18 protein-coding genes and 6 tRNA genes are annotated in these 19,018 nt (G+C 70.7%); 15 read left to right on the top strand and 9 right to left on the bottom strand.

The window, feature by feature from the left end:
* The first annotated feature begins 89 nt into the window (after positions 1–89).
* The 3 genes from cobT (at position 90) to G3I71_RS15675 (ending at position 5,962) form a co-directional block, all read left to right on the top strand.
* On the top strand, positions 90–3,686 hold the full coding sequence (gene cobT / locus G3I71_RS15685; protein WP_164315134.1) for a nicotinate-nucleotide--dimethylbenzimidazole phosphoribosyltransferase: 3,597 nt from the start codon (positions 90–92) through the stop codon (positions 3,684–3,686).
* A gap of 150 nt (positions 3,687–3,836) precedes the next feature.
* Positions 3,837–5,069 (top strand): uroporphyrinogen-III C-methyltransferase, encoded by a 1,233-nt coding sequence (gene cobA, locus G3I71_RS15680; protein ID WP_164315132.1) that lies wholly within the window; start codon positions 3,837–3,839, stop codon positions 5,067–5,069.
* 65 nt (positions 5,070–5,134) lie between these two features.
* Positions 5,135–5,962 carry an RNA methyltransferase gene (locus tag G3I71_RS15675; protein ID WP_164315130.1) on the top strand — a complete coding sequence of 276 codons (828 nt, stop codon included), beginning with the start codon at positions 5,135–5,137 and terminating at the stop codon, positions 5,960–5,962.
* 48 nt (positions 5,963–6,010) lie between these two features.
* Here G3I71_RS15675 and G3I71_RS15670 read toward each other — a convergent pair whose 3' ends face one another.
* On the bottom strand, positions 6,011–7,477 hold the full coding sequence (locus G3I71_RS15670; protein ID WP_164315129.1) for a serine/threonine-protein kinase: 1,467 nt from the start codon (positions 7,475–7,477) through the stop codon (positions 6,011–6,013).
* Positions 7,478–7,673: 196 nt separating this feature from the next.
* Here G3I71_RS15670 and G3I71_RS15665 point away from each other — a divergent pair, with 196 nt between their 5' ends.
* From G3I71_RS15665 to G3I71_RS15645, 4 genes are all read left to right on the top strand, one after another.
* Positions 7,674–7,907, top strand: a complete 234-nt coding sequence (locus G3I71_RS15665) for a hypothetical protein (RefSeq protein WP_164315127.1) — start codon at positions 7,674–7,676, stop codon at positions 7,905–7,907.
* Between the two features lie 241 nt (positions 7,908–8,148).
* A complete protein-coding gene (locus G3I71_RS15660) occupies positions 8,149–8,358 on the top strand; it encodes a hypothetical protein (RefSeq protein ID WP_006375967.1) in 210 nt (69 codons plus the stop codon).
* A gap of 338 nt (positions 8,359–8,696) precedes the next feature.
* Positions 8,697–9,656 carry an aminoglycoside phosphotransferase family protein gene (locus G3I71_RS15650; RefSeq protein WP_164315124.1) on the top strand — a complete coding sequence of 320 codons (960 nt, stop codon included), beginning with the start codon at positions 8,697–8,699 and terminating at the stop codon, positions 9,654–9,656.
* Positions 9,657–9,766: 110 nt separating this feature from the next.
* Entirely contained in the window at positions 9,767–10,063 is a 297-nt protein-coding gene (locus tag G3I71_RS15645) for a zf-TFIIB domain-containing protein (protein WP_164315122.1), read from the top strand.
* 83 nt (positions 10,064–10,146) lie between these two features.
* Here the strand turns inward: G3I71_RS15645 and G3I71_RS15640 are convergent.
* The 5 genes from G3I71_RS15640 to G3I71_RS15620 all read right to left on the bottom strand — a co-directional run bounded on the left by G3I71_RS15640 (position 10,147) and on the right by G3I71_RS15620 (position 10,625).
* A tRNA-Val gene (locus tag G3I71_RS15640) sits at positions 10,147–10,218 on the bottom strand.
* A 41-nt stretch (positions 10,219–10,259) separates the two neighbouring features.
* Positions 10,260–10,331 (bottom strand) — tRNA-Val (locus tag G3I71_RS15635).
* A gap of 35 nt (positions 10,332–10,366) precedes the next feature.
* Positions 10,367–10,438, bottom strand: a tRNA-Val gene (locus tag G3I71_RS15630).
* 1 nt (position 10,439) lies between these two features.
* Positions 10,440–10,513: transfer RNA gene (locus tag G3I71_RS15625), tRNA-Cys, on the bottom strand.
* A gap of 39 nt (positions 10,514–10,552) precedes the next feature.
* Positions 10,553–10,625 (bottom strand) — tRNA-Gly (locus tag G3I71_RS15620).
* A 155-nt stretch (positions 10,626–10,780) separates the two neighbouring features.
* On the opposite strand from G3I71_RS15620, the gene G3I71_RS15615 reads away from it, so the two are divergent.
* From G3I71_RS15615 to G3I71_RS15605, 3 genes are all read left to right on the top strand, one after another.
* Positions 10,781–11,833 (top strand): chorismate-binding protein, encoded by a 1,053-nt coding sequence (locus G3I71_RS15615; protein ID WP_164315120.1) that lies wholly within the window; start codon positions 10,781–10,783, stop codon positions 11,831–11,833.
* Positions 11,830–12,651: an aminodeoxychorismate lyase gene (locus G3I71_RS15610; RefSeq protein ID WP_164315118.1), complete on the top strand. Its 822-nt coding sequence runs from the start codon at positions 11,830–11,832 to the stop codon at positions 12,649–12,651. The genes G3I71_RS15615 and G3I71_RS15610 overlap by 4 nt, the downstream gene beginning before the upstream one ends.
* A gap of 74 nt (positions 12,652–12,725) precedes the next feature.
* Entirely contained in the window at positions 12,726–13,550 is an 825-nt protein-coding gene (locus tag G3I71_RS15605; protein ID WP_164315116.1) for an N-acetyltransferase, read from the top strand.
* Between the two features lie 34 nt (positions 13,551–13,584).
* Here G3I71_RS15605 and G3I71_RS15600 read toward each other — a convergent pair whose 3' ends face one another.
* Positions 13,585–14,127, bottom strand: a complete 543-nt coding sequence (locus G3I71_RS15600; protein ID WP_164315114.1) for a DsbA family protein — start codon at positions 14,125–14,127, stop codon at positions 13,585–13,587.
* Between the two features lie 180 nt (positions 14,128–14,307).
* On the opposite strand from G3I71_RS15600, the gene G3I71_RS15595 reads away from it, so the two are divergent.
* Positions 14,308–14,763 carry a hypothetical protein gene (locus G3I71_RS15595; protein ID WP_164315112.1) on the top strand — a complete coding sequence of 152 codons (456 nt, stop codon included), beginning with the start codon at positions 14,308–14,310 and terminating at the stop codon, positions 14,761–14,763.
* Between the two features lie 187 nt (positions 14,764–14,950).
* On the top strand, positions 14,951–15,103 hold the full coding sequence (locus G3I71_RS50330; RefSeq protein ID WP_006375961.1) for a hypothetical protein: 153 nt from the start codon (positions 14,951–14,953) through the stop codon (positions 15,101–15,103).
* Positions 15,104–15,189: 86 nt separating this feature from the next.
* Here G3I71_RS50330 and G3I71_RS15590 read toward each other — a convergent pair whose 3' ends face one another.
* Together G3I71_RS15590 and G3I71_RS15585 are read right to left on the bottom strand one after the other, a co-directional pair.
* Positions 15,190–15,747, bottom strand: a complete 558-nt coding sequence (locus tag G3I71_RS15590; protein WP_164315111.1) for a CGNR zinc finger domain-containing protein — start codon at positions 15,745–15,747, stop codon at positions 15,190–15,192.
* A gap of 255 nt (positions 15,748–16,002) precedes the next feature.
* Positions 16,003–16,416: an SsgA family sporulation/cell division regulator gene (locus G3I71_RS15585; RefSeq protein WP_004002642.1), complete on the bottom strand. Its 414-nt coding sequence runs from the start codon at positions 16,414–16,416 to the stop codon at positions 16,003–16,005.
* Positions 16,417–16,607: 191 nt separating this feature from the next.
* Here G3I71_RS15585 and G3I71_RS15580 point away from each other — a divergent pair, with 191 nt between their 5' ends.
* The 3 genes from G3I71_RS15580 to G3I71_RS15570 all read left to right on the top strand — a co-directional run bounded on the left by G3I71_RS15580 (position 16,608) and on the right by G3I71_RS15570 (position 19,013).
* Positions 16,608–17,060, top strand: coding sequence for a TIGR02611 family protein (locus tag G3I71_RS15580; RefSeq protein WP_164315109.1), 453 nt, complete (start codon positions 16,608–16,610; stop codon positions 17,058–17,060).
* Positions 17,061–17,114: 54 nt separating this feature from the next.
* Positions 17,115–17,186: transfer RNA gene (locus G3I71_RS15575), tRNA-Val, on the top strand.
* Between the two features lie 540 nt (positions 17,187–17,726).
* Complete coding sequence (locus G3I71_RS15570; RefSeq protein WP_164315108.1) at positions 17,727–19,013, top strand: extracellular solute-binding protein; 1,287 nt, start codon at positions 17,727–17,729, stop codon at positions 19,011–19,013.
* Positions 19,014–19,018 lie beyond the last annotated feature (5 nt).

Here is a 19,018-nt window from a genome sequence, read left to right as displayed (position 1 = left end):
CGCATGCTCGTTCTTCACTACGGGGCGATCGGTGAGCCGTGACGGGTGAGCTGGTCGTAGAAGCACTAACCGATGGGCGAGGGGTACGCATGACCGACACCGGCCAGGTCCCGGCCGAGGGGCTGCCGGAGAACGCAGGCATGGTGGAACAGCCGGGCGTTCCCACGCACGGTGCGTACACCTACCTCTCCGAAACCACCGCCGAGGACGAAGACCTGCTGCTGCTCCCGGGCGCCCAGAGCGCGTGGGGCAACGAGGTCGCTCCACCCGTCCCGGCGCCCGTCGTCGAGGCCGTGCACGAGCCCGGCCCGCACGAGACCGGTGGCCGCGACAGCGGCTCGGTCGACCTGAGCGCCGTCCGGCTGGCGACCCAGACCGCCGTCTCCCCGGCGCCGACGCCGATCACGCCCCGCCGCCCGCTGCACCTCGGCCCGCCGACCCCCGACGCCTCCGCGAGCCCGGTCCGCTCCCTCGCCGACCGCGGCCCGGCGGGCATGCCCGCACCGGTACGCCAGTTCGGAACGCCCGCGCAGACCGCCGGCCCCGAATACCTCGACGCGCCTCCTCTGCTCGCCGAAGCGGCCCCTCAGGGCGCATCTCCGTGGGGCGCCCAGGCTCCGGCTCGGACAGCGGTGCAGGCCGCGCCGGCCCAGCCGCTGGTGAGCGAGGCGGCGCACCCCGCGGAAACGGTTGCTCCACTTCTGGCGGAGACCCCGACACCGGAACCGGAGTCCGAGACGGCCGAGGTCCCGGAGTCGACGGAGCCCGAGCCGGTGTTCCAGGAAGCGACTCCGGAAGCCTCGTACGAGGAGCCGCAGAACACCTACGAGACGCCCGAGCCCGCCGCTCCCTCAGCGGCTCACTCGCCGGAGAACGCGTACACCTTCGAGGCCCCCCGGATCCCGGACCCCGCCGTGGAGTTCCCCGCAGCCGGGGGCCCCGAGGCCGGCGCCGTGGGTTTCCCGGCGGCCCCCGAGCCGCCGCACGCTCAGCAGGAGACCGAGGGCGCTGTCACGCAGCCCGAGGACGCCCCGATCGTCGTACCGGAGGCGGAACCCCTGCTTCCGGAGGCGGAGCCCGTACTGGCCGCGACGGTCGTTCCGGAAGAGTCGGTCGTACCGGACGAGCAGTTCGTGCCGGACGTCCCGATGGCGCCGGAGGCTCAGTTCGCCCCCGAGGCCTACGAGGAGGCCGCCACGCACATGGCCCCGCAGGCCGTCCCCGAGAGCGACCCGCAGATGGTGGACCCCGGCGCGCAGGTCGAGGCTCCGGGTGTCCCCGTAGGGGAGTTCCCGGCCCCGCCCGCCGAGGAGGAGCCCCCGGTTGCCCAGCTCGCGGACCCGGCGTCCCAACTGGCGGACACGGCTGCCCAGGTGACCGAGGCCGCCACGCTCGCGGAACCCCTGTACGAGGCAGTACCGGCGGAGGCGTTTGCCCCGGAACCCGTTGTCGCCGCAACCCCCGTCGCCGAGCAGTACGCGCAGCCCGCCGAGGAACCCGCCCTGTTCGCCGAGCCGGCCGACCAGACCCACCTGCCGGCCGAGCAGCCGTTCGCCGAGCCGTTCGTCGAGCAGGTCGGCGAGTTCGTCCCGGTGGACGGCGCGGTGCTCCCCGCCCCGTACCTGGCCCCGACGCCCCCGCACGCGCTCGTCCTTCCCCCGGAGGAGGAACCCGTGCCCGCACCGGCGCTCACCCTCCGGACTCCGCAACCGGAGCCGGAAGCGGCGGAAACCGAGGACCCGGCCCTGCAGGAGGAGGAAGCGACCCCCGAACCAGTGGCTGCGGCCCTGGCCGAGGAGCCCGAACCCGCCCTCGCCCCCAACCCTGACGTCGTGGAGATGGCACAGCAGGCGGAGGACCTGGACACGAGGGCCGCCGACCAGGACGACCAGGAAGGGAGCGAAGGGAGCGAAGAGAGCACGGCGCCGTTGGAAGACGTACGACAGTCCACCGGCCCCGCCGCCCCCGGTTACGACGACGTCGAGCGCGAGGCCGTGCTCAGGGTGATGCGTGAGCGCCGGGACATCCGCAACGGCTTCCGCAGCGACCCGATCCCGCACGACGTACTGCTGCGCGTGCTGGAGGCGGCCCATACGGCACCGTCCGTCGGCCACTCGCAGCCCTGGGACTTCGTCGTGATCCGCTCGGCGGAGACACGCGGCACGATGCACGAACTGGCCGCGCGACAGCGGGAGGCGTACGCCAGGTCGCTGCCCAAGGGCCGGGCGAAGCAGTTCAAGGAACTGAAGATCGAGGCCATCCTCGACACCCCGGTGAACATCGTCGTGACCGCCGACCCGACCCGCGGCGGTCGTCACACCCTCGGCCGGCACACCCAGCCGCAGATGGCCCCCTACTCCTCCGCGCTCGCGGTCGAGAACCTGTGGCTCGCCGCCCGCGCGGAGGGCCTCGGTGTCGGCTGGGTCAGCTTCTTCGACGAGCGCGAGATGGTCCGGGCGCTTGGCCTGCCCGAGCACCTGGAGGTCGTGGCATACCTGTGCGTCGGCTACGTCGACGAGTTCCCGGAGGAGCCCGAGCTGATGCAGGCGGGCTGGTCCAAGCGCCGCCCGCTGTCATGGGTCGTGCACGAGGAGACGTATGGCCGTCGGGCGCTGCCCGGTGAGGAGCCGCACGACCTGCTCGCCGAGACCGTCGCCAACATCCGCCCGCTGGACGCCAAGGCGCTCGGCGAGGCGTGGGAGCGCCAGAAGCGCATGACGAAGCCGGCGGGCGCGCTCGGCATGCTGGAGATCATCTCCGCGCAGCTGTCGGGGCTGTCCCGGATGTGCCCGCCCCCGATCCCTGAACCCGCCGCGGTCGCGATCTTCGCGGGCGACCACGGAGTGCACGCCCAGGGAGTCACCCCCTGGCCGCAGGAGGTGACGGCCCAGATGGTCGCCAACTTCCTCGGTGGCGGCGCGGTCTGCAACGCCTTCGCGAACCAGGTGGGCGCCGAGGTCTGCGTCATCGACGTGGGCGTCGCCTCGGACCTGCCCGCCACCCCCGGTCTGCTGCCGCGCAAGATCCGCGCGGGCACGTCCGACATGACGACCGGCCCCGCGATGACCCGTGAGGAGGCCAAGGCGGCCATCGAGGTGGGCATCGAGACGGCCCGCGACCTGGTGGCGGCCGGCAACAAGGCCCTGCTCACGGGCGAGATGGGCATCGCGAACACCACGGCGTCGGCGGCCCTGATCTCGGTCTTCACGGACACGGACCCCGCCGAGGTCACCGGCCGGGGCACCGGCATCAACGACGAGACCCTCGCCCGCAAGACCGAGGTCGTCCGCCGTGCCATCGACTTCCACCAGCCGGACCCGACCGACCCGATCGGCGTCCTGGCGGCGATCGGCGGCTTCGAACACGCAGCCATCGTCGGCCTGCTCCTCGGCGGCGCCTCACTCCGTACGCCGGTGATCCTGGACGGCGTCAGCGCCGGCGCCGCTGCCCTGGTGGCCCGCGCGATCGCCCCCGAGGTCCTGGCCGCGTGCATCGCGGGCCACCGCAGCGCGGAACCGGGCCATGTGGCGGCCCTGAACAAGCTGGGCCTGCGCCCCCTGATCGACCTGGACCTCCGCCTGGGCGAGGGCACGGGCGCGCTACTGGCCCTCCCGATGGTCCAGAGCACGGCGAGGGCGATGCACGAGGTGGCGACGTTCGACTCGGCGGGAGTGACGGAGAAGTAGCCGCACGCGGGCCCGCCGGCATCGGGAAGGGGCGGGCCCGGAGGAAGAAGAACTCCCACCCGCACCGTAAAATGCGCACGTCAGGAACCGTGCCCGAGACAAAGACACAGGGCTCCGATCAGAACCGCCGCACGAGGGAGCCGCACCCCCATGGCCGAACACCCCGCCTACCCCGTAGGCCTCCGCCTCACCGGCCGCCGAGTGGTGGTCCTGGGCGCCGGGCAGGTCGCCCAGCGCCGCCTGCCCGCCCTCATCGCTGCGGGCGCGGACATCCTCCTCGTATCGCCGGAGGCAACCCCCTCGGTGGAGGCGATGGCGGACGCGGGCGAACTCGCCTGGGAGCGCCGCCCCTACGCGGACGGTGACCTGGCGGACGCCTGGTACGCCCTGATCGCGACCAGCGACGCGCAGGCCAACGCCCAGGCCTCCGCCGAGGGCGAACGCCACCGCGTCTGGTGCGTCCGCTCCGACGACGCCGACGCGGCGACGGCCTGGACACCGGCCACCGGCCACAGCGAGGGCGTCACGGTCGCCGTCCTCACCACGGACGTCAAGGGGCGCGACCCCCGCCACACCGCCGCCATCCGTGACGCGGTCGTCGAGGGCCTGCGCGACGGCACGCTCGTCGCGCCCCACCACCGCACCCGCGCCCCCGGTGTCGCCCTGGTCGGCGGCGGCCCCGGCGACCCGGACCTGATCACGGTCCGGGGCCGCCGCCTGCTCGCCGAGGCGGACGTGGTGATCGCGGACCGGCTCGGCCCGCGCGACCTCCTCGCCGAACTGCCCCCGCACGTCGAGGTGATCGACGCCGCGAAGATCCCGTACGGCCGTTACATGGCCCAGGAGGCCATCAACAACGCGCTGATCGAACACGCGAAGCTGGGCAAGCGGGTCGTACGGCTGAAGGGCGGCGACCCGTACGTCTACGGCCGCGGCATGGAGGAGGTCCAGGCGCTGGCCGAGGCGGGCATCGCCTGCACGGTCGTCCCCGGTGTCTCCAGCTCGATCTCGGTCCCGGGCGCCGCCGGTATCCCGGTCACGCACCGCGGGGTCGCCCACGAGTTCACGGTGGTCAGCGGCCATGTCGCCCCCGACGACGAACGCTCCCTCGTCGACTGGCCGTCCCTCGCGAAGCTGACCGGCACGCTGGTCGTCCTCATGGGCGTCGACAAGATCGGCCGGATCGCGGAGACCCTGGTCGCGCACGGCAAGTCCGCGGACACGCCGGTCGCCCTGATCCAGGAGGGCACGACAGCGGCCCAGCGCCGCGTCGACGCGACCCTCGCGACGGTCGCGGAGACGGTCCGTACGCAGGACGTGAAGCCCCCCGCGGTGATCGTGATCGGCGCCGTCGTGAACGTAGGCCCGGAGGCATCGGTGTAACCCCGGGTAACACAATCCGTTCCCAACCGTTGGCACCGCACCCAGGACAAGGCAGTATCACCCCTGTGGCCGATCTCATCACCGTCGAGGACCCCGACGACCCGCGCCTGCACGACTACACGGGCCTGACCGACGTCGAACTGCGCCGCAAACGCGAGCCCGCTGAAGGCCTTTTCATCGCCGAGGGCGAAAAGGTCATCAGACGGGCCAAGGACGCCGGTTACGAGATGCGCTCGATGCTTCTGTCCGCGAAGTGGGTCGACGTCATGCGCGACGTCATCGACGAACTCCCGGCCCCGGTGTACGCGGTCAGCCCGGAGCTCGCCGAACGCGTCACCGGCTACCACGTGCACCGTGGCGCCCTCGCCTCCATGCAGCGCAAACCGCTCCCGACGGCGGACGAACTCCTGCAGACCGCACGCCGGGTGGTGGTCATGGAGTCGGTCAACGACCACACCAACATCGGCGCGATCTTCCGAAGCGCCGCCGCCCTCGGCATGGACGCGGTCCTGCTCTCCCCGGACTGCGCGGACCCCCTGTACCGACGCAGCGTCAAGGTCTCGATGGGCGCGGTCTTCTCCGTCCCGTACGCCCGTCTGGACACCTGGCCCAAGAGCCTGGACTCGGTCCGCGAGGCGGGTTTCACGCTCCTGGCCCTCACCCCGGACGAGAAGGCCAAGACCCTCGACGAGACAGCCCCGCACAAGATGCACCGCGTCGCCCTGATGCTCGGCGCGGAGGGCGACGGCCTCTCCACCCAGGCCCTGGTGGCAGCCGACGAATGGGTCCGCATCCCGATGGCCCACGGCGTCGACTCCCTCAACGTGGGCGCGGCGGCTGCGGTCGCCTTCTACGCGGTGGCGACGGGCCGGCCCACCCCTGGGCCGAGTTAGCCGGGTGGGCCGACGGGCAGGGCTCCGAATCCGAAGCCCCGGTGGACGTCAGTCGGAGTTCGCGTCCGAGCTGGACCGGGGCGGAGCGGATACCAACGGCCCCCCGGCACCACCGGGTTTGTCGTCCGGCCGCACCTGCACCTGCCGCTGCTGCCCGCCTCCGCCACGGCCGCTGTCGTCCCCGAGCCCACGGCTGGGCCCCTGGCACCCCTGAGCCGCCGCGATCCCCAGGGCCACCAACAGAGTCACCACGACGAACACGAACAGCCGCTGGCGCAGCAGCCGCGGATTGGCGGGCCGCCGCCCGGTCCCCGTGCCACGCGGCGCCGGACGCCCGGTGCCACTGCGCGGACCGGGACGGTTCGTGTTCCGCGCCCCGGGAACCGGCCGTGCCCCGGAACGCGACGACGCGGTACCACCGCGCGAGGCCCCGCCACCCCGCGACGGACTGTCCCCCCGCGAAGCACCGCCGCCACCCCGTGACGGCACGCCGCCGCGCGACCCGGATGCCCCTGAGGCCGGCCCCTGCGGACGTCGCTGGGACTGTGACGGGGAAGGGGACTGCGAGTGGTGCTGGGTCTGGGAGTGATAGGGCGGCCGCTGGTCCGGATAGCTCTCGGTGAGCCGCCCCGTCGGCCGCTCCGCCTCGGCCGCACGCGGCCCGGGCGGCCGTGAGTCCGCCATGCCCTGTGCCTCGCGCGCCGCGATCTCCTTGAGCCGCAGCGACAGTTGGAGCGTGCTGGGCCGCTCCTCCGGATCCTTCGCCAGACACGCCCGTACGAGGGGTGCCAGCGCGTCCGGAACGCCCTGCAGGTGGGCCTCTTCATGCACCACCCGATACAGCATCACCTCGGAACTGCCGTGCCCGAAGGGCGAGTCGGCCATCGAGGCGTACGCGAGGGTGGCGCCGAGCGAGAACACGTCCGTGGCCGGTGTGACCGCCGCGCCGCGCACCTGTTCGGGTGCGAGGAAGCCGGGCGAGCCGACCGCCGTACCGACATGGGTGAGTGTTGAGGCCCCGGTCGCCCAGGCGATGCCGAAGTCGATGATCCGCGGCCCCTTCGGGGACAGCAGGATGTTGGACGGCTTCAGGTCCCGGTGCACGACACCGGCCTCGTGCACCGCGACCAGCCCCTCGGCGAGGGCGGCGCCGATGGAGGCGACGTCGGCTGCGGTGAGCGATCCCTCGTCGACGACCTTGTCGTGCAGGGAGGGCCCGGGCACGTACTGCGTGGCGAACCACGGCCGTTCCGCGTCCAGATCCGCGGCGACGAGCCGCGCCGTGCACCCGCCCCTGATCCGCCGGGCCGCCGAGACCTCGCGCGCGAACCGGGAACGGAACTCTTGATCCTCCGCCAGATCGGGCCGGATCACCTTCAGCGCGACCCGCTGCCCCCGCTTGTCGGAGCCCAGGTAGACGACGCCCATCCCGCCCGCGCCGAGCCGTCTGTGAAGCCTGAACGAGCCGACGACGCGCGGGTCCTCGCGCCTCAGGCGCATCATCGCCATGTTCATCCCCGCTGCCCGGTCCGTTTGACGAGCGACAGCTTACGTTTCCATGGCCGGGTGCGCGCAGAGGCCGCGCCCTCTCGTCCCGATGGATTGTCAGTGCCGGGTGGGAGACTTGAAAGGTGGTCAGGGAACGCGCGAACAGGGCGGCTTGACGGCGCGTGTGATCCCAACCACCCGTCGCAGAAGGGGGATTGGACCCGTGGAGGGTGACCGCGTGGAGATAGTGGTGGATGCCGGGGACACGACACGTACATATGAGGTGGTGGCCAGCAGGGCGGGCCGCAGGGTGGAGACGGCGGTACGCCGAGGTGTCGTGGAAGTGAGCGAAGTCACCAGGAACGGAACAGTTGTCCGCACTGCCCGCTTCATGGCGAACCGTGTCCTGGCGCTGGTCGAGCAGCCCGTGCCGAGGGAGGACAGCTCGGAACACTAGGGACACACCGGGCGCCCCTTCCGGGAAGACCCTGAGACCTGGGACCCCGTCTCCACCCAGGGGAGTACTCCGCAGGTCACAGGTCATCCTCCGGGAGGCCCGGCAATCGGTACGAGGGCATGACGACCGGTACGCGTCGGCAGCCTAGATTTGAGGTCAAGCGGCGGGTGGCAGCACTCGTCCCCCGAGGTCAGACACCCGCCGCTGCCAACCAACAGAAGAACGGTCAGGAGAGGGACCAATGGCCCACACGGCATCGCGGACGGCGCTCCGCACACAGGGACGCAAGGCGTACATCGCCGCGTTCCGTCCGCGCCGACAGGGCCAACGCCACCCGTTGGTGGCGACGGCCATGGTCCTCCCCCTGGCAGCCCTGCTCGTGGTCGTCTTCGGCGGCTGGGAAGCAGTGGTCACACAAGCGTCGTCCGTGGGAGTGATGCTGGGGCGCTGAGCGGCGACCCCAGGCCCGGAAGAGCGGTCCGGGCGGGGACATCCACCCATGAAACCCCGTGGGGACGGGGGTGCGGCGGACGGCAAAAAATGCCCGCGCAGCTGGGGAGCTGCGCGGGCATTGCCTTGCCCTTCTCAGCCCTGGCCCAGGCATATCAGCCTGTCCGGCGTTTGAGGACGAGGCCGTTCAGGCCGAAGGGGGTCCGGGGCGCAGCCCCCGGCGGGGTCGAAGGGGCGGAGCCCCTGGGGACGGGACGGGTAGGGGCGGCGGGGGCGAAACACCCACCGCAACCGGCCCGTACCCTCGCGACCAGACCCACCCACGCTTCAGGGAGCCCCGTGACCGCCACCCCCTTGCTCTCCGACCTCACCACCCGAGCCAAGGCCAAGGCCCACTCACGCAGCCACCCCCGCCCCTGCCCTTGCGGCGCAGCCACCCTCACCGACCGCCCCGACGGCACCGTCGTCCGCCACGCGGACACCGTCGCGAAAGCACATGCCCCGGACACCGCCCCCATCGAACTCGCCGCCCGCCTCACCCTCGCCGCCCGCCTCCCCGGCGTACTCCTGCCCCCGCTCAGCCCGACGCCCGTCGACCTGCACGGCAGACTCGTGACGTTCTGGCCGTACGGCGACCCGGTCGACCCGGAGGACCCGGACGCGGCCCCCTGGGAAGAGGCCGCCACCCTCCTCGCCCGCCTCCACCGGACCCCCGCCCCGCCCGGCCTGCCGCCCATGCGTGGCCCGGCCAAGGCGGCCCGCGCCATCGCCCGCCTCCGGGCCACCACCCCGCAGCCGGCCACCGAGCCCGTCCTGCGCGCCTGGGCGAGCCTCCCGGCCTGGGCCAGAGCCGAGGCCCCCGCCCCCGACCTCCCCGGCCGAGGAGCCCCCACGACCCTCTGCCACGGCGACCTCCACCTCGGCCAGCTCGTGCGCCACCCCACCCCGGACGGGCCCTGGCTGCTCATCGACGTGGACGACCTCGGCGTAGGTGCCCCCGCCTGGGACCTGGCCCGCCCGGCCGCCTGGTACGCCTGCGGACTGCTCCCGCCCGACGAGTGGACCCGCTTCCTGACCGCCTACCGCACAGCGGGCGGCCCGGCGGTCCCCGCCGACGGTGACCCCTGGCCGGCCCTGGACATCGCCGCCCGCGCCCTCACCGTGCAGACGGCCGCCCTGGCGATCGTCAAGGCGACGGCGGCGGACCGCCCGCTGGACGACGTACAGCAGGCCGTGGTCGACGCCTGTGCCCGAATGGGTTCGGTACCACCCGAGTTGGCCCACGAAAACACGAAGTAGGGTGCAACCGACCGGAGCCGGACCGAGTCTGTCCTGGCGAGAAGCAAAACCGGATCAAGAAGCAGTATCTGATCAAGAAGCAGTACCGACGGCGAGGAGTTGAGCCGAGCATGCAGTGTCCGAAGTGCCATGCGCCGATGCACACGTACAACCGCAACGGAGTCCAGATCGAGCAGTGCAGCGGTTGCCGGGGGATCTTCCTCGACTACGGCGAGCTGGAGGCGCTGACCCGCGTGGAGACCCAGTGGGCGGGGCCCGCCGCGCCGCCGCCCCAGGCCCCGCAGGCCTACCCGTCCGCTCCCGCCCCCGCCTGGGGTGCCCCGCAGGGCGGCCACTACGGCGGCCATGGCGGTCACCACGGCAACAAGCGCCACAAGAGCTTCGGCCACATGCTGTTCTCCAGCTGACCGGAACGACTGGCCAGAACAACTGGCTTGAACCACGAAGAAGCCCCCGGCCGTACGAGACGGCCGGGGGCTTCTTCGGTGTGTGGACGATACTGGGATTGAACCAGTGACCTCTTCCGTGTCAGGGAAGCGCTCTCCCGCTGAGCTAATCGTCCTCGGGGCCACGACCCGAAGGCCGTGGTTCGTGCTTACCGCGTGCGCGATACTGGGATTGAACCAGTGACCTCTTCCGTGTCAGGGAAGCGCTCTCCCGCTGAGCTAATCGCGCGGGGACCCTTGCGGATCAAGGTCCTTGCGGACCAGTGGACGATACTGGGATTGAACCAGTGACCTCTTCCGTGTCAGGGAAGCGCTCTCCCGCTGAGCTAATCGTCCTTGGAGGTGGAGACGGGATTTGAACCCGTGTAGACGGCTTTGCAGGCCGTTGCCTCGCCTCTCGGCCACTCCACCAGGAGTGCGGGGGTTCGGGAAGATCCCCCTCTTCCTGCGAGCGGACGACCAGGTTCGAACTGGCGACCTCAACCTTGGCAAGGTTGCGCTCTACCAACTGAGCTACGTCCGCATATCGTTTCGGTGCGCTCTCGCGACCCGGCGACGAGTTGAACTCTAGCGGATTCCGGTGCCAGCACAAAAACGCGTTTGTGCAGCGTGCTGCGCTGTGCCCGCTCGAAGCAATGGTCAGGGCACCCGCAGGACACCCGCCATAGACTCGGCGGTGTGTCCGATCTCGCTCCTCTCGCCCGCTTCGGCGGTCTCGTCGCCACCGGTCTCCTCGATGTCACCAGCGATCCCGCTGCCCTCGACTCCACCGGTTTCTGGGCAGTGTCGGCGGACTACGGCGGCCGTCTGACCTGCGCCCGCTTCCGGGACGTACGAGCGGAACCGGTGCCCGCGCCGAAGCCGGGACCGGGGGAGTGGCGGGGTCCGGCCGCCGGTGACTGGACGTCATCCCTCGACCGCGCCGCGTACACGGCGGGGGTGCGCCGGATCCGGGAGCACATCGCGACCGGCGAGGTCTATCAGGCGAACCTCTGCCGGGTACTGTCCGCGCCCGTCGCGCCCGGCGCGGATGTGGACGCACTGACCTCACTGCTGGCGTACGGCAACCCGGCACCGTATGCAGGAACGATCCGCCTGCCCGCGCAGGGCGTCGAGATCGCCACCGCGTCCCCCGAACTCTTCCTCCGCCGCGCCGGCCGAACCGTCGAATCGGGCCCGATCAAGGGCACCGGACGCACCGAGGCGGACCTCCTGGAGAAGGACTACGCCGAGAACGTGATGATCGTGGACCTGGTCCGCAACGACATCGGGCGTGTCTGCGCGACGGGTTCGGTGACCGTCCCCGAACTGTGCGTCGTCGAGAAGCACCCGGGGCTGGTCCATCTCGTGTCGACGGTACGGGGCGAGCTGCGCCCGCACACCGGCTGGCCTGAACTGCTGGCGGCGGCCTTTCCGCCCGGCTCGGTCACCGGCGCGCCCAAGTCGAGCGCCCTGCGGATCATCGACGCCCTGGAGACGGCACCCCGGGGGCCGTACTGCGGAGGCATCGGCTGGGTCGACGCGGACCGGGGCACGGGCGAACTGGCGGTCGGTATCCGCACGTTCTGGATCGACCGGGCCGAGGGCATGCTGCGCTTCGGCACCGGAGCGGGCATCACCTGGGGTTCGGACCCCGAGGCGGAGTGGCGGGAGACCGAGCTCAAGGCTTCCCGGCTGCTCGCGGTAGCGTCGGGGGCGTATGCGGCCAGTGGAGAGGGATCGTTGACGTGAAGCTATGGCTCGACGGCGGGTTGCAGGACATCGAGACCGCCCGTGTCTCCGTGTTCGACCACGGACTGACCGTGGGCGACGGCATTTTCGAGACGGTGAAGGCCGTCGAGAGCCGGCCGTTCGCGCTCACCCGGCACCTGGACAGGCTGACCCGCTCGGCCCGCGGCCTCGGCCTGCCCGACCCCGACCTCGACGAGGTCCGCCGCGCCTGTACGGCCGTACTCGACGCCAATCCGATGCCACTGGGCCGCCTGCGCATCACGTACACCGGCGGTCACGGCCCCCTCGGCTCCGACCGCGGGGAGCACGGCCCGACCCTGGTCGTCGCCGTCGGTGAGTCCGCCCGGTGGCCCGACTCGACCGCAGTGATCACGGTCCCCTGGACGCGCAACGAACGCGGCGCCGTCACCGGCCTGAAGACCACGTCGTACGCCGAGAACGTCGTCGCTCTCGCCAGGGCGCGCGAACAGGGCTCGTCCGAGGCGCTGTTCGGCAACACGGTCGGCCGGCTGTGCGAGGGGACGGGGTCGAACGTCTTCGTCGTCCTGGACGGCGAGATCCACACCCCGCCGCTCGCCTCCGGCTGCCTCGCCGGTGTCACGCGTGCCCTCGTCGTCGAGTGGACGGGCGCCAAGGAGACCGACCTGCCGCTCGCCGTCCTCGAAGACGCCGACGAGATCTTCCTGACGTCCACCCTGAGGGACGTGCAGGCCGTGCGGCGCGTCGACGACCGCCAACTCCCGGACGCACCGGGCCCGGTGACGGCCAAGGCGATGCGGGTCTTCGACGAGCGGGCCGCGGACGACCTCGACCCCTGATCGACGGGGAGGCTTGGGGAAAGCCGCATGTAAAGAAGCTGACACCGGACTCCGCAGCGGGTAGAACACCCCTGATGACCACCACCCTGCGGCCGACCGAGCCGCTGCAGCGCGAGGCCGACGGGGGGTGTTCACGCCGCTACCAGGTGTGCGTGAACAGCCGTCCCGCCGGCTCGATCCACCTCGCCACCAACCCCACCTTCGGCGACTCGGTGGCGAAGATCCTGGATCTCCACATCGACGAACGCGACCGACGGCGCGGCCGGGCCACAGTGGCCGCGCTCGCCGCGGAGGAGGTGGCGCGCGGCTGGGGATGCCGGCGCCTCGAGGTGGCCGTCCCGGGCGACGCACCGGCGGCCCTGCGGCTCGCGACCGCGCTCGGCTACGTGCTGCGCAACCGCCACATGGAAAAGGCGCTCGGCGCCGGCCCGCCCGAACTGCCCGCCGGTAGCCGCGGTCGGCCCATGACACAGGCCGAGTTCGTGGTGTGGGACGCGGCGGGCCGGCTGAGCTACGCGCAGAGCTGGATCGAGCGGGGCATGCCGCCGGCGGAGGCACACGCCAAGGCGGCACGGGACCACGAGCAACTGCTGCCGCGGGGCGTGGCCAGCGAGGGCATGACACTCAGCGTCCTGGAACACGAGGGCACCCGGGTCGGCACCCTGTGGCTGGGCTCCCGCGAGAACGTGAGCTTCGTCTACGACGTCTTGATCGACGAAGACCACCGGGGCAGAGGTCACGGCCGCACCCTCATGCTCCTGGCGGAGGCCCAGTCGATCGCCGGCGGCCGGCCGGACATCTTCCTGAACGTCTTCGCGGGCAACAGCCCGGCGGAACGCCTCTACGAGTCGTTGGGGTACGCGACGGTGACCCACCACATGTACAAGGACCTGCTGTAGGCCCACGGTCGCCCACCTCCGGGCGTGGGCAGCGTCAGGCGTCCTGCCCGGCCAGCAGGCGGTCCACGATCCCCTCGATCCGCTCCCGCAGCCCTTCCTGGCTCTTGCCGCCGTCGAGAAGCTCACCTGCGATGACGTACGTCGGTGTGCCGGTCACGCCGATGGCCTTGCCCTCGGCCTGGTCGGCGTCGACGATCAGGATGTGCCGGCCGTCGATCAGCGCGGTGTCGAACTCCTCGGCATCCAGGCCGAGTTCACCGGCCACCGCGACCAGGAAGGGTTCGCCCTTACGGTCCAGCTCCTCGACCCGGCCGAGCACGGCCTCGACGTACGGCCACGCCTGCCCCTGCTCCGCCGCCTCCTCGGCGGCCTGCGCGGCGGCGAAGGCGTGCTTGTGCCGCTCCAGCGGGAAGTGCCGCAGCCGCAGCTCCAGCCGGTCGCCGTAGCGGGCACGCAGCGCGCGTACGTCGTCCAGGGCGGTGTGGCAGTCCGGGCACTGGAGCTCGCACCAGATGTCCAGGACGGGGACGGAGGCCGGGGCAGGAGTGCCGGTGGGCGCGGGGGATGAGTCGCTCATGGACACCAGTTTCCCAGCCGCGGCCGGGTCCGTCGTACGAGGGGCACAGGGACCTGTGGAGGAGCCGACCCGGAGATGTCCCTGATGTCGGGCCGGAGCATGGCATCCGGAGGACCGGGAGGTGCAGGATGGAAGGGACGAAGCGCACCCTGCGCGACCGAACCCTGCCTGGAGGACCGGATGATTGCCGAGACCGTCTGTTCCGCCGTCTCCGCGGCCGGCCTGGGCATCGCGGTGGTCACGGCGTACCGCAAGCGTTTTCTCGCGGCTGCCCGTATCGCCGCGTACTCGCTGGTTCCCGTCGGCCTGGTGATGACCGGCGTGGTCGGTTGGGCGGCCGACACCGCCTTCAGCCCCTCCGCCTGGGCGGGCTTCGGCGTGCTCGGCGGCGCCTGGCTGCTCTTCACGACCACCCGCGCGGTGGAGCGGCGAAGGGGCGGCATCCGGCAGGAGCACGGAGAGATACAGGCCGCGCGGCGCGAGGCGGTGGCTCCGGCGGCCTCCGCGCCCTCGTTGGGGCAGGAGCGGGGCAAGGCCTCCCGCCCGGCGGCCCGGCCCGCGGCCAAGCCGCGCGGTGGTGGTGCCGGGGACGACTTCAGTGACCTTGAGGCGATCCTGAAGAAGCACGGGATATGAAGAATTGCCGCGTATGACGGGGTACGACAGGTGACGTACTGAAACGACACAAACGGCCGGGAGGCGACGGAGGCCGCTCGGAAGCGATCATGACTCGCTGCGGACATTGCGGAATTCGGCGAACTACCGCGCATTCCGGGCGTGTTGATCGCGTAGAGGGTGTCGGCTGCGTCATCATCGCGGCGAGATGCTGGACACAACACAGAGCGAGGCCGTGCCGCCGAAGGACGAGCCGCGCGGGTGCCTCTTCGCCCTTTCCCAGCCACCGCTGATGATCTTCCTTGCGGTGATCGGGTGTCTGCTGCTCATGGCTTCGTTGCATGATCTGCTGTTGCTATGAGCTGTACACGCCAGTCCCCGGCGCCACCCGCCGGGGGCTGCGTCAGCACCTGGGTCAGGTCTCCTGCCCGTCCGCTCTCCCTCTCGTCAGCCCGCCGACTCCTTGCGGCGCGCCCGGTAGGCCGCCACGTGGAGCCGGTTTCCGCAGGTCCGGCTGTCGCAGTAGCGCCGCGACCGGTTGCGGGAGACGTCGACGAAGGCGTGCCGGCAGTCCGGGGCCTCGCAGCGCCGCAACCGTTCCTGTTCGCCGGCGACCACGAAGAACGCGAGCGCCATTCCGCAGTCGGCGGCGAGGTGGTCGGCGATGGACGCGCCGGGGGCGAAGTAGTGCACGTGCCAGTCGTAGCCGTCGTGGTCGGTGAGCCGGGGCGTGGTGCCCGCGGCGGCGACCAGCTCGTTGATGACAGCGGCGGCGGTCCGGGCCTCCTGGGTCGCGAACACCCCGGCGAACCGTCCGCGGATCCTGCGCACGGCGGCGAGATCGAACTCCGACAGCACACCGATGTCACTGATGTTGTGGTTTCGTACGAAATCTTCGAGCGCGTCGACATCGGGCAGCCCGTCCGCCGAGTCGTCCTCCGGCGCGGTGTTCACCAGATCGACCACGGTGTCGAGGGCGCACCGGGTGTCGTGGGTGATCAGCACGTTGCTCTCCCTGGCCTGCCTGGGCGGTCGGGCGGGCGCCCGCCGCCGATGCTGGCCGATGGTAGTGGCTCACAGCGACGGAGGTGGGCGCCGACGGCCGGCGAGGGTGGGGGCAGTGGCCCGGGAAGGACATGCGGACGCACCGCCGCCGCCCCGCGGGAACCCGCGGGGCGGCGGCGGTGTGCATATGCGGTTGTCACCCGAGCCGTCTCCCCGAGTGGACGGCGCCGGGCGGCTCAGTGGGGGACCCTCGTCCTAGCTTTCCGCCAGGATGTGTGACAGTTCCTGGTCGAGATCGAAGTGGCGGTGTTCCGTGCCGGGTGGCACGGCGGCGTCCGTTCGCTTCAGAAAGGACTCCAGGGCTCGTGCGGGGGCTTCGAGCAGGGCCTCGCCCTCTGGGGAGCTGAGGGCGATGCAGACAACACCCTGACCGTGGCTCCGGGACGGCCAGACTCGGACGTCACCGGTGCCGGTGGGCCGGTGGAGGCCCTCCGCGAGCAGGTCGCGGGCGAACACCCACTCGACGGTTTCCTCGGCTCCGGTGTGGAAGGTGGCGTGCACGGCGTAGGGATCGGCCGTGTCATACCGCAGTCCTGCGGGAACGGGCAGTGAGGACTCGCTCGACACAACGAGGCGCAGGTGCAGCTCGCAGCTGACCGTGGTGTTCATAAGCGCCAAGGCCTTTCGCTCAGTGTGCGCTCGGGGATTCGCACGTCGGCGAAATCGACATGCCACCTACGGTGCCGTTGTAAACCCCTCTGAGTGTTTTGCGTGCCTTTACGTAACTCTTCCGGCCGAGGTCCGGTTCGTCGGCTTCGACCATTCCGGTGACCGGTTTCTGTCCGGTAGGGTTTGGCTGTATGAATACGGGGAGTGACAAGCCGGTCGAGGCTGTCGTGACACCAGATGAGGCCGGGGCCGGTGAGGCCGCGGGTGAGCGTGAGCTCGGGTCGAGAGCGCCGGAATTCATCAAGGCGCGCCGCATGCTGCATGTGAGCTGGCAGGTCTGCGTCTTCGTCGTGGGCCTCGCGGTGGTGGGCGCCGGCATCGTGATGCTGCCGCTGCCCGGGCCCGGCTGGCTGGTGATCTTCGGCGGTATGGCGATCTGGGCGACCGAGTTCGTCTGGGCCCAGTTGGTACTGCGCTGGACGAAGCGCAAGGTCACCGAGGCGACACAGCGCGCACTCGATCCCAGGGTGCGCCGCCGCAACATCATTCTGACGACGGTCGGCCTGGTGATCGTGTCGGTCCTCGTCGGGATCTACGTGTGGAAGTTCGGGCTGGAAATGCCCTGGAAGATCAAGGATCAGTGATCCGGCGCATGTCCGGGGCACCCCCTGACATGGGGTAATGTTCTCCCTGCGTCCGGGCGATTAGCTCAGTGGGAGAGCGCTTCGTTCACACCGAAGAGGTCACTGGTTCGAACCCAGTATCGCCCACCGGATCGAGTACGGCCCGTATCCACGGAAACGTGGACACGGGCCGTATTTGTCGTTCGGTGTCGCCTGTTCGGCGCAGACCGGTCGAGCCCTGTACGACCCGGCCCGGCGACTCCGCCCCGTATACCCTCGCGGCCCTCCCGCATGTTCCCCGGGGCCGCGTCGCGAGACCCCGCGGAACCGCCGTGAGCCTTCCGGCGAGTGCCCTCCCGTTGCCGTCGATCCCGGCATCGTCCTGTTCGAGCGCACACCCTGCCCGGCGTCAACTTTCCATCCAGCAGGCGCATTCCGGCCCCGTTCCAAATAAACACCGGCGGCCCGCCGATGTTCGACCAGCCGACCCCAGGCGCCTCACCTGCAACGTCAACCTCCTTTCTGGAGGCCCGAGTCGACCTGCGCACCGCCCACGCCCAGCCCGCTCACAGAAAAATCCTGTCCGAATCATTGACGCATTCCGAGGCCCTCCGTAGCTTGTGCCAGCAAGCGCTTACTTGAAACGATTCACGCAGGCGCCAACGACGTCGCGGGGAGGGCCCTACTGTGCCTAAGAACGGGAATGTTGAGAGGCGAACCATCCTCAAGGCGGCCGGAGCCTCGGCGGCCGCGCTGGGGCTGGCGACGACGACCGGATGTGGTGGTGACAGCGCCGCCGGGGACGGTTCGGTGACGCTCCGTTATGCGTGGTGGGGTGGCGAACCGCGCACCATCGCCATCAAGAAGTCGATCGCGCTCTTCGAGAAGAAGTACCCGAAGATCAAGATCAAGCCGGAATTCACCGACTACGCGGCGTTCTGGGAGAAGTTCCAGACGCAGGCCTCCGGTGGTAATCCGCCGGACGTTTTCCAGAATGCTGTCGGCTTTTTGCGCAAGTACGACAAGCGCGGCGTTCTTTTGGATCTCAAGGCGCAGGCTGACGCCGGGAATCTGAGCCTGGAGAACTTCCGCAACGGCGTTCTGGCGAACGGTCAGGTCGACGGCAAGCAGCTCGGCATACCCGTCGGCGCCAACACCATGGCGCTCGTCATCGACCTCAAGGCCTTCGAGAAGGCGGGCGTGGAGGCGAAGTTCGGCTGGACCTGGGACGAGTACTTCGCCGCCCTCCAGACGATCCAGGACAAGCTGAAGATCGCCGGTGACACGGGCTATTTCGGCATCATGTACCTCTACGACCTGTACCTGCGCCAGAACGGCAAGGCCTTCTTCACCGACACCGGTCTCGGCTTCACCGAGGACGATGTGACGCAGTGGTGGGCGGACGGCTACAAGCGCGTGAAGTCCGGTCTGGTCGCCGACCCCAAGAAGATCGAGCAGGTCGCGCCCAAGTCCGGTCTGTCGGCGGGGCTCGCCGCGTCCGAATTCACCTGGGACAACTTCTCCATCCGTTACCAGGGCGAGGGAGAGTCCGACTACGGGCTCGCGCCGATCCCCACCACGGACGGCAAGGACACCGGCCAGTACCTCGGTTCGCTGATGCTCAGCGCCTTCTCCGGGACGAAGCACCCCAAGGAGGTCGCCCAGTTCATCAGCTTCATGGTCCACGACCCCGAGGTCGGCAAGATCATGGGCTACGACCGCGGCATCCTCGCCACGACCGAGCAGTACGACGCCTTCAAGCCGACCGACCCCAACAACAAGGGTGTCTCGGCCTACGAGGACGAGGTCGCCAAGGCCGGCGTGCTCGGGAAGATCACCCCGCACCCGTCCGGCGCGGACGTCGTCGAGTCGGCCTTCCTGCGTATCGGCGCCGAGATCGCCCAGGGCAAGACCAAGCCGGCCGACGGCGCGAAGGCGCTGTTCAGTGAGGCCAAGGCCGCGTTCGCGGGCTGAGGGGA

Origin of the sequence: Streptomyces sp. SID12501 (assembly GCF_010550245.1) — a bacterium.
Classification (GTDB): domain Bacteria; phylum Actinomycetota; class Actinomycetes; order Streptomycetales; family Streptomycetaceae; genus Streptomyces.
This window is presented reverse-complemented; position numbering and strand designations above follow the sequence as displayed.

Excerpts from the sequence above, each read along its gene's own strand:
- cobT (WP_164315134.1), top strand. The coding sequence starts at position 90 with ATGACCGACACCGGCCAGGTCCCGGCCGAGGGGCTGCCGGAGAACGCA.
- cobA (WP_164315132.1), top strand. The coding sequence starts at position 3,837 with ATGGCCGAACACCCCGCCTACCCCGTAGGCCTCCGCCTCACCGGCCGC.
- G3I71_RS15670 (WP_164315129.1), bottom strand. The coding sequence starts at position 7,477 with ATGAACATGGCGATGATGCGCCTGAGGCGCGAGGACCCGCGCGTCGTC.
- G3I71_RS15660 (WP_006375967.1), top strand. The coding sequence starts at position 8,149 with ATGGCCCACACGGCATCGCGGACGGCGCTCCGCACACAGGGACGCAAG.
- G3I71_RS15645 (WP_164315122.1), top strand. The coding sequence starts at position 9,767 with ATGCAGTGTCCGAAGTGCCATGCGCCGATGCACACGTACAACCGCAAC.
- G3I71_RS15605 (WP_164315116.1), top strand. The coding sequence starts at position 12,726 with ATGACCACCACCCTGCGGCCGACCGAGCCGCTGCAGCGCGAGGCCGAC.
- G3I71_RS15600 (WP_164315114.1), bottom strand. The coding sequence starts at position 14,127 with ATGAGCGACTCATCCCCCGCGCCCACCGGCACTCCTGCCCCGGCCTCC.
- G3I71_RS15595 (WP_164315112.1), top strand. The coding sequence starts at position 14,308 with ATGATTGCCGAGACCGTCTGTTCCGCCGTCTCCGCGGCCGGCCTGGGC.
- G3I71_RS50330 (WP_006375961.1), top strand. The coding sequence starts at position 14,951 with ATGCTGGACACAACACAGAGCGAGGCCGTGCCGCCGAAGGACGAGCCG.
- G3I71_RS15585 (WP_004002642.1), bottom strand. The coding sequence starts at position 16,416 with ATGAACACCACGGTCAGCTGCGAGCTGCACCTGCGCCTCGTTGTGTCG.
- G3I71_RS15580 (WP_164315109.1), top strand. The coding sequence starts at position 16,608 with ATGAATACGGGGAGTGACAAGCCGGTCGAGGCTGTCGTGACACCAGAT.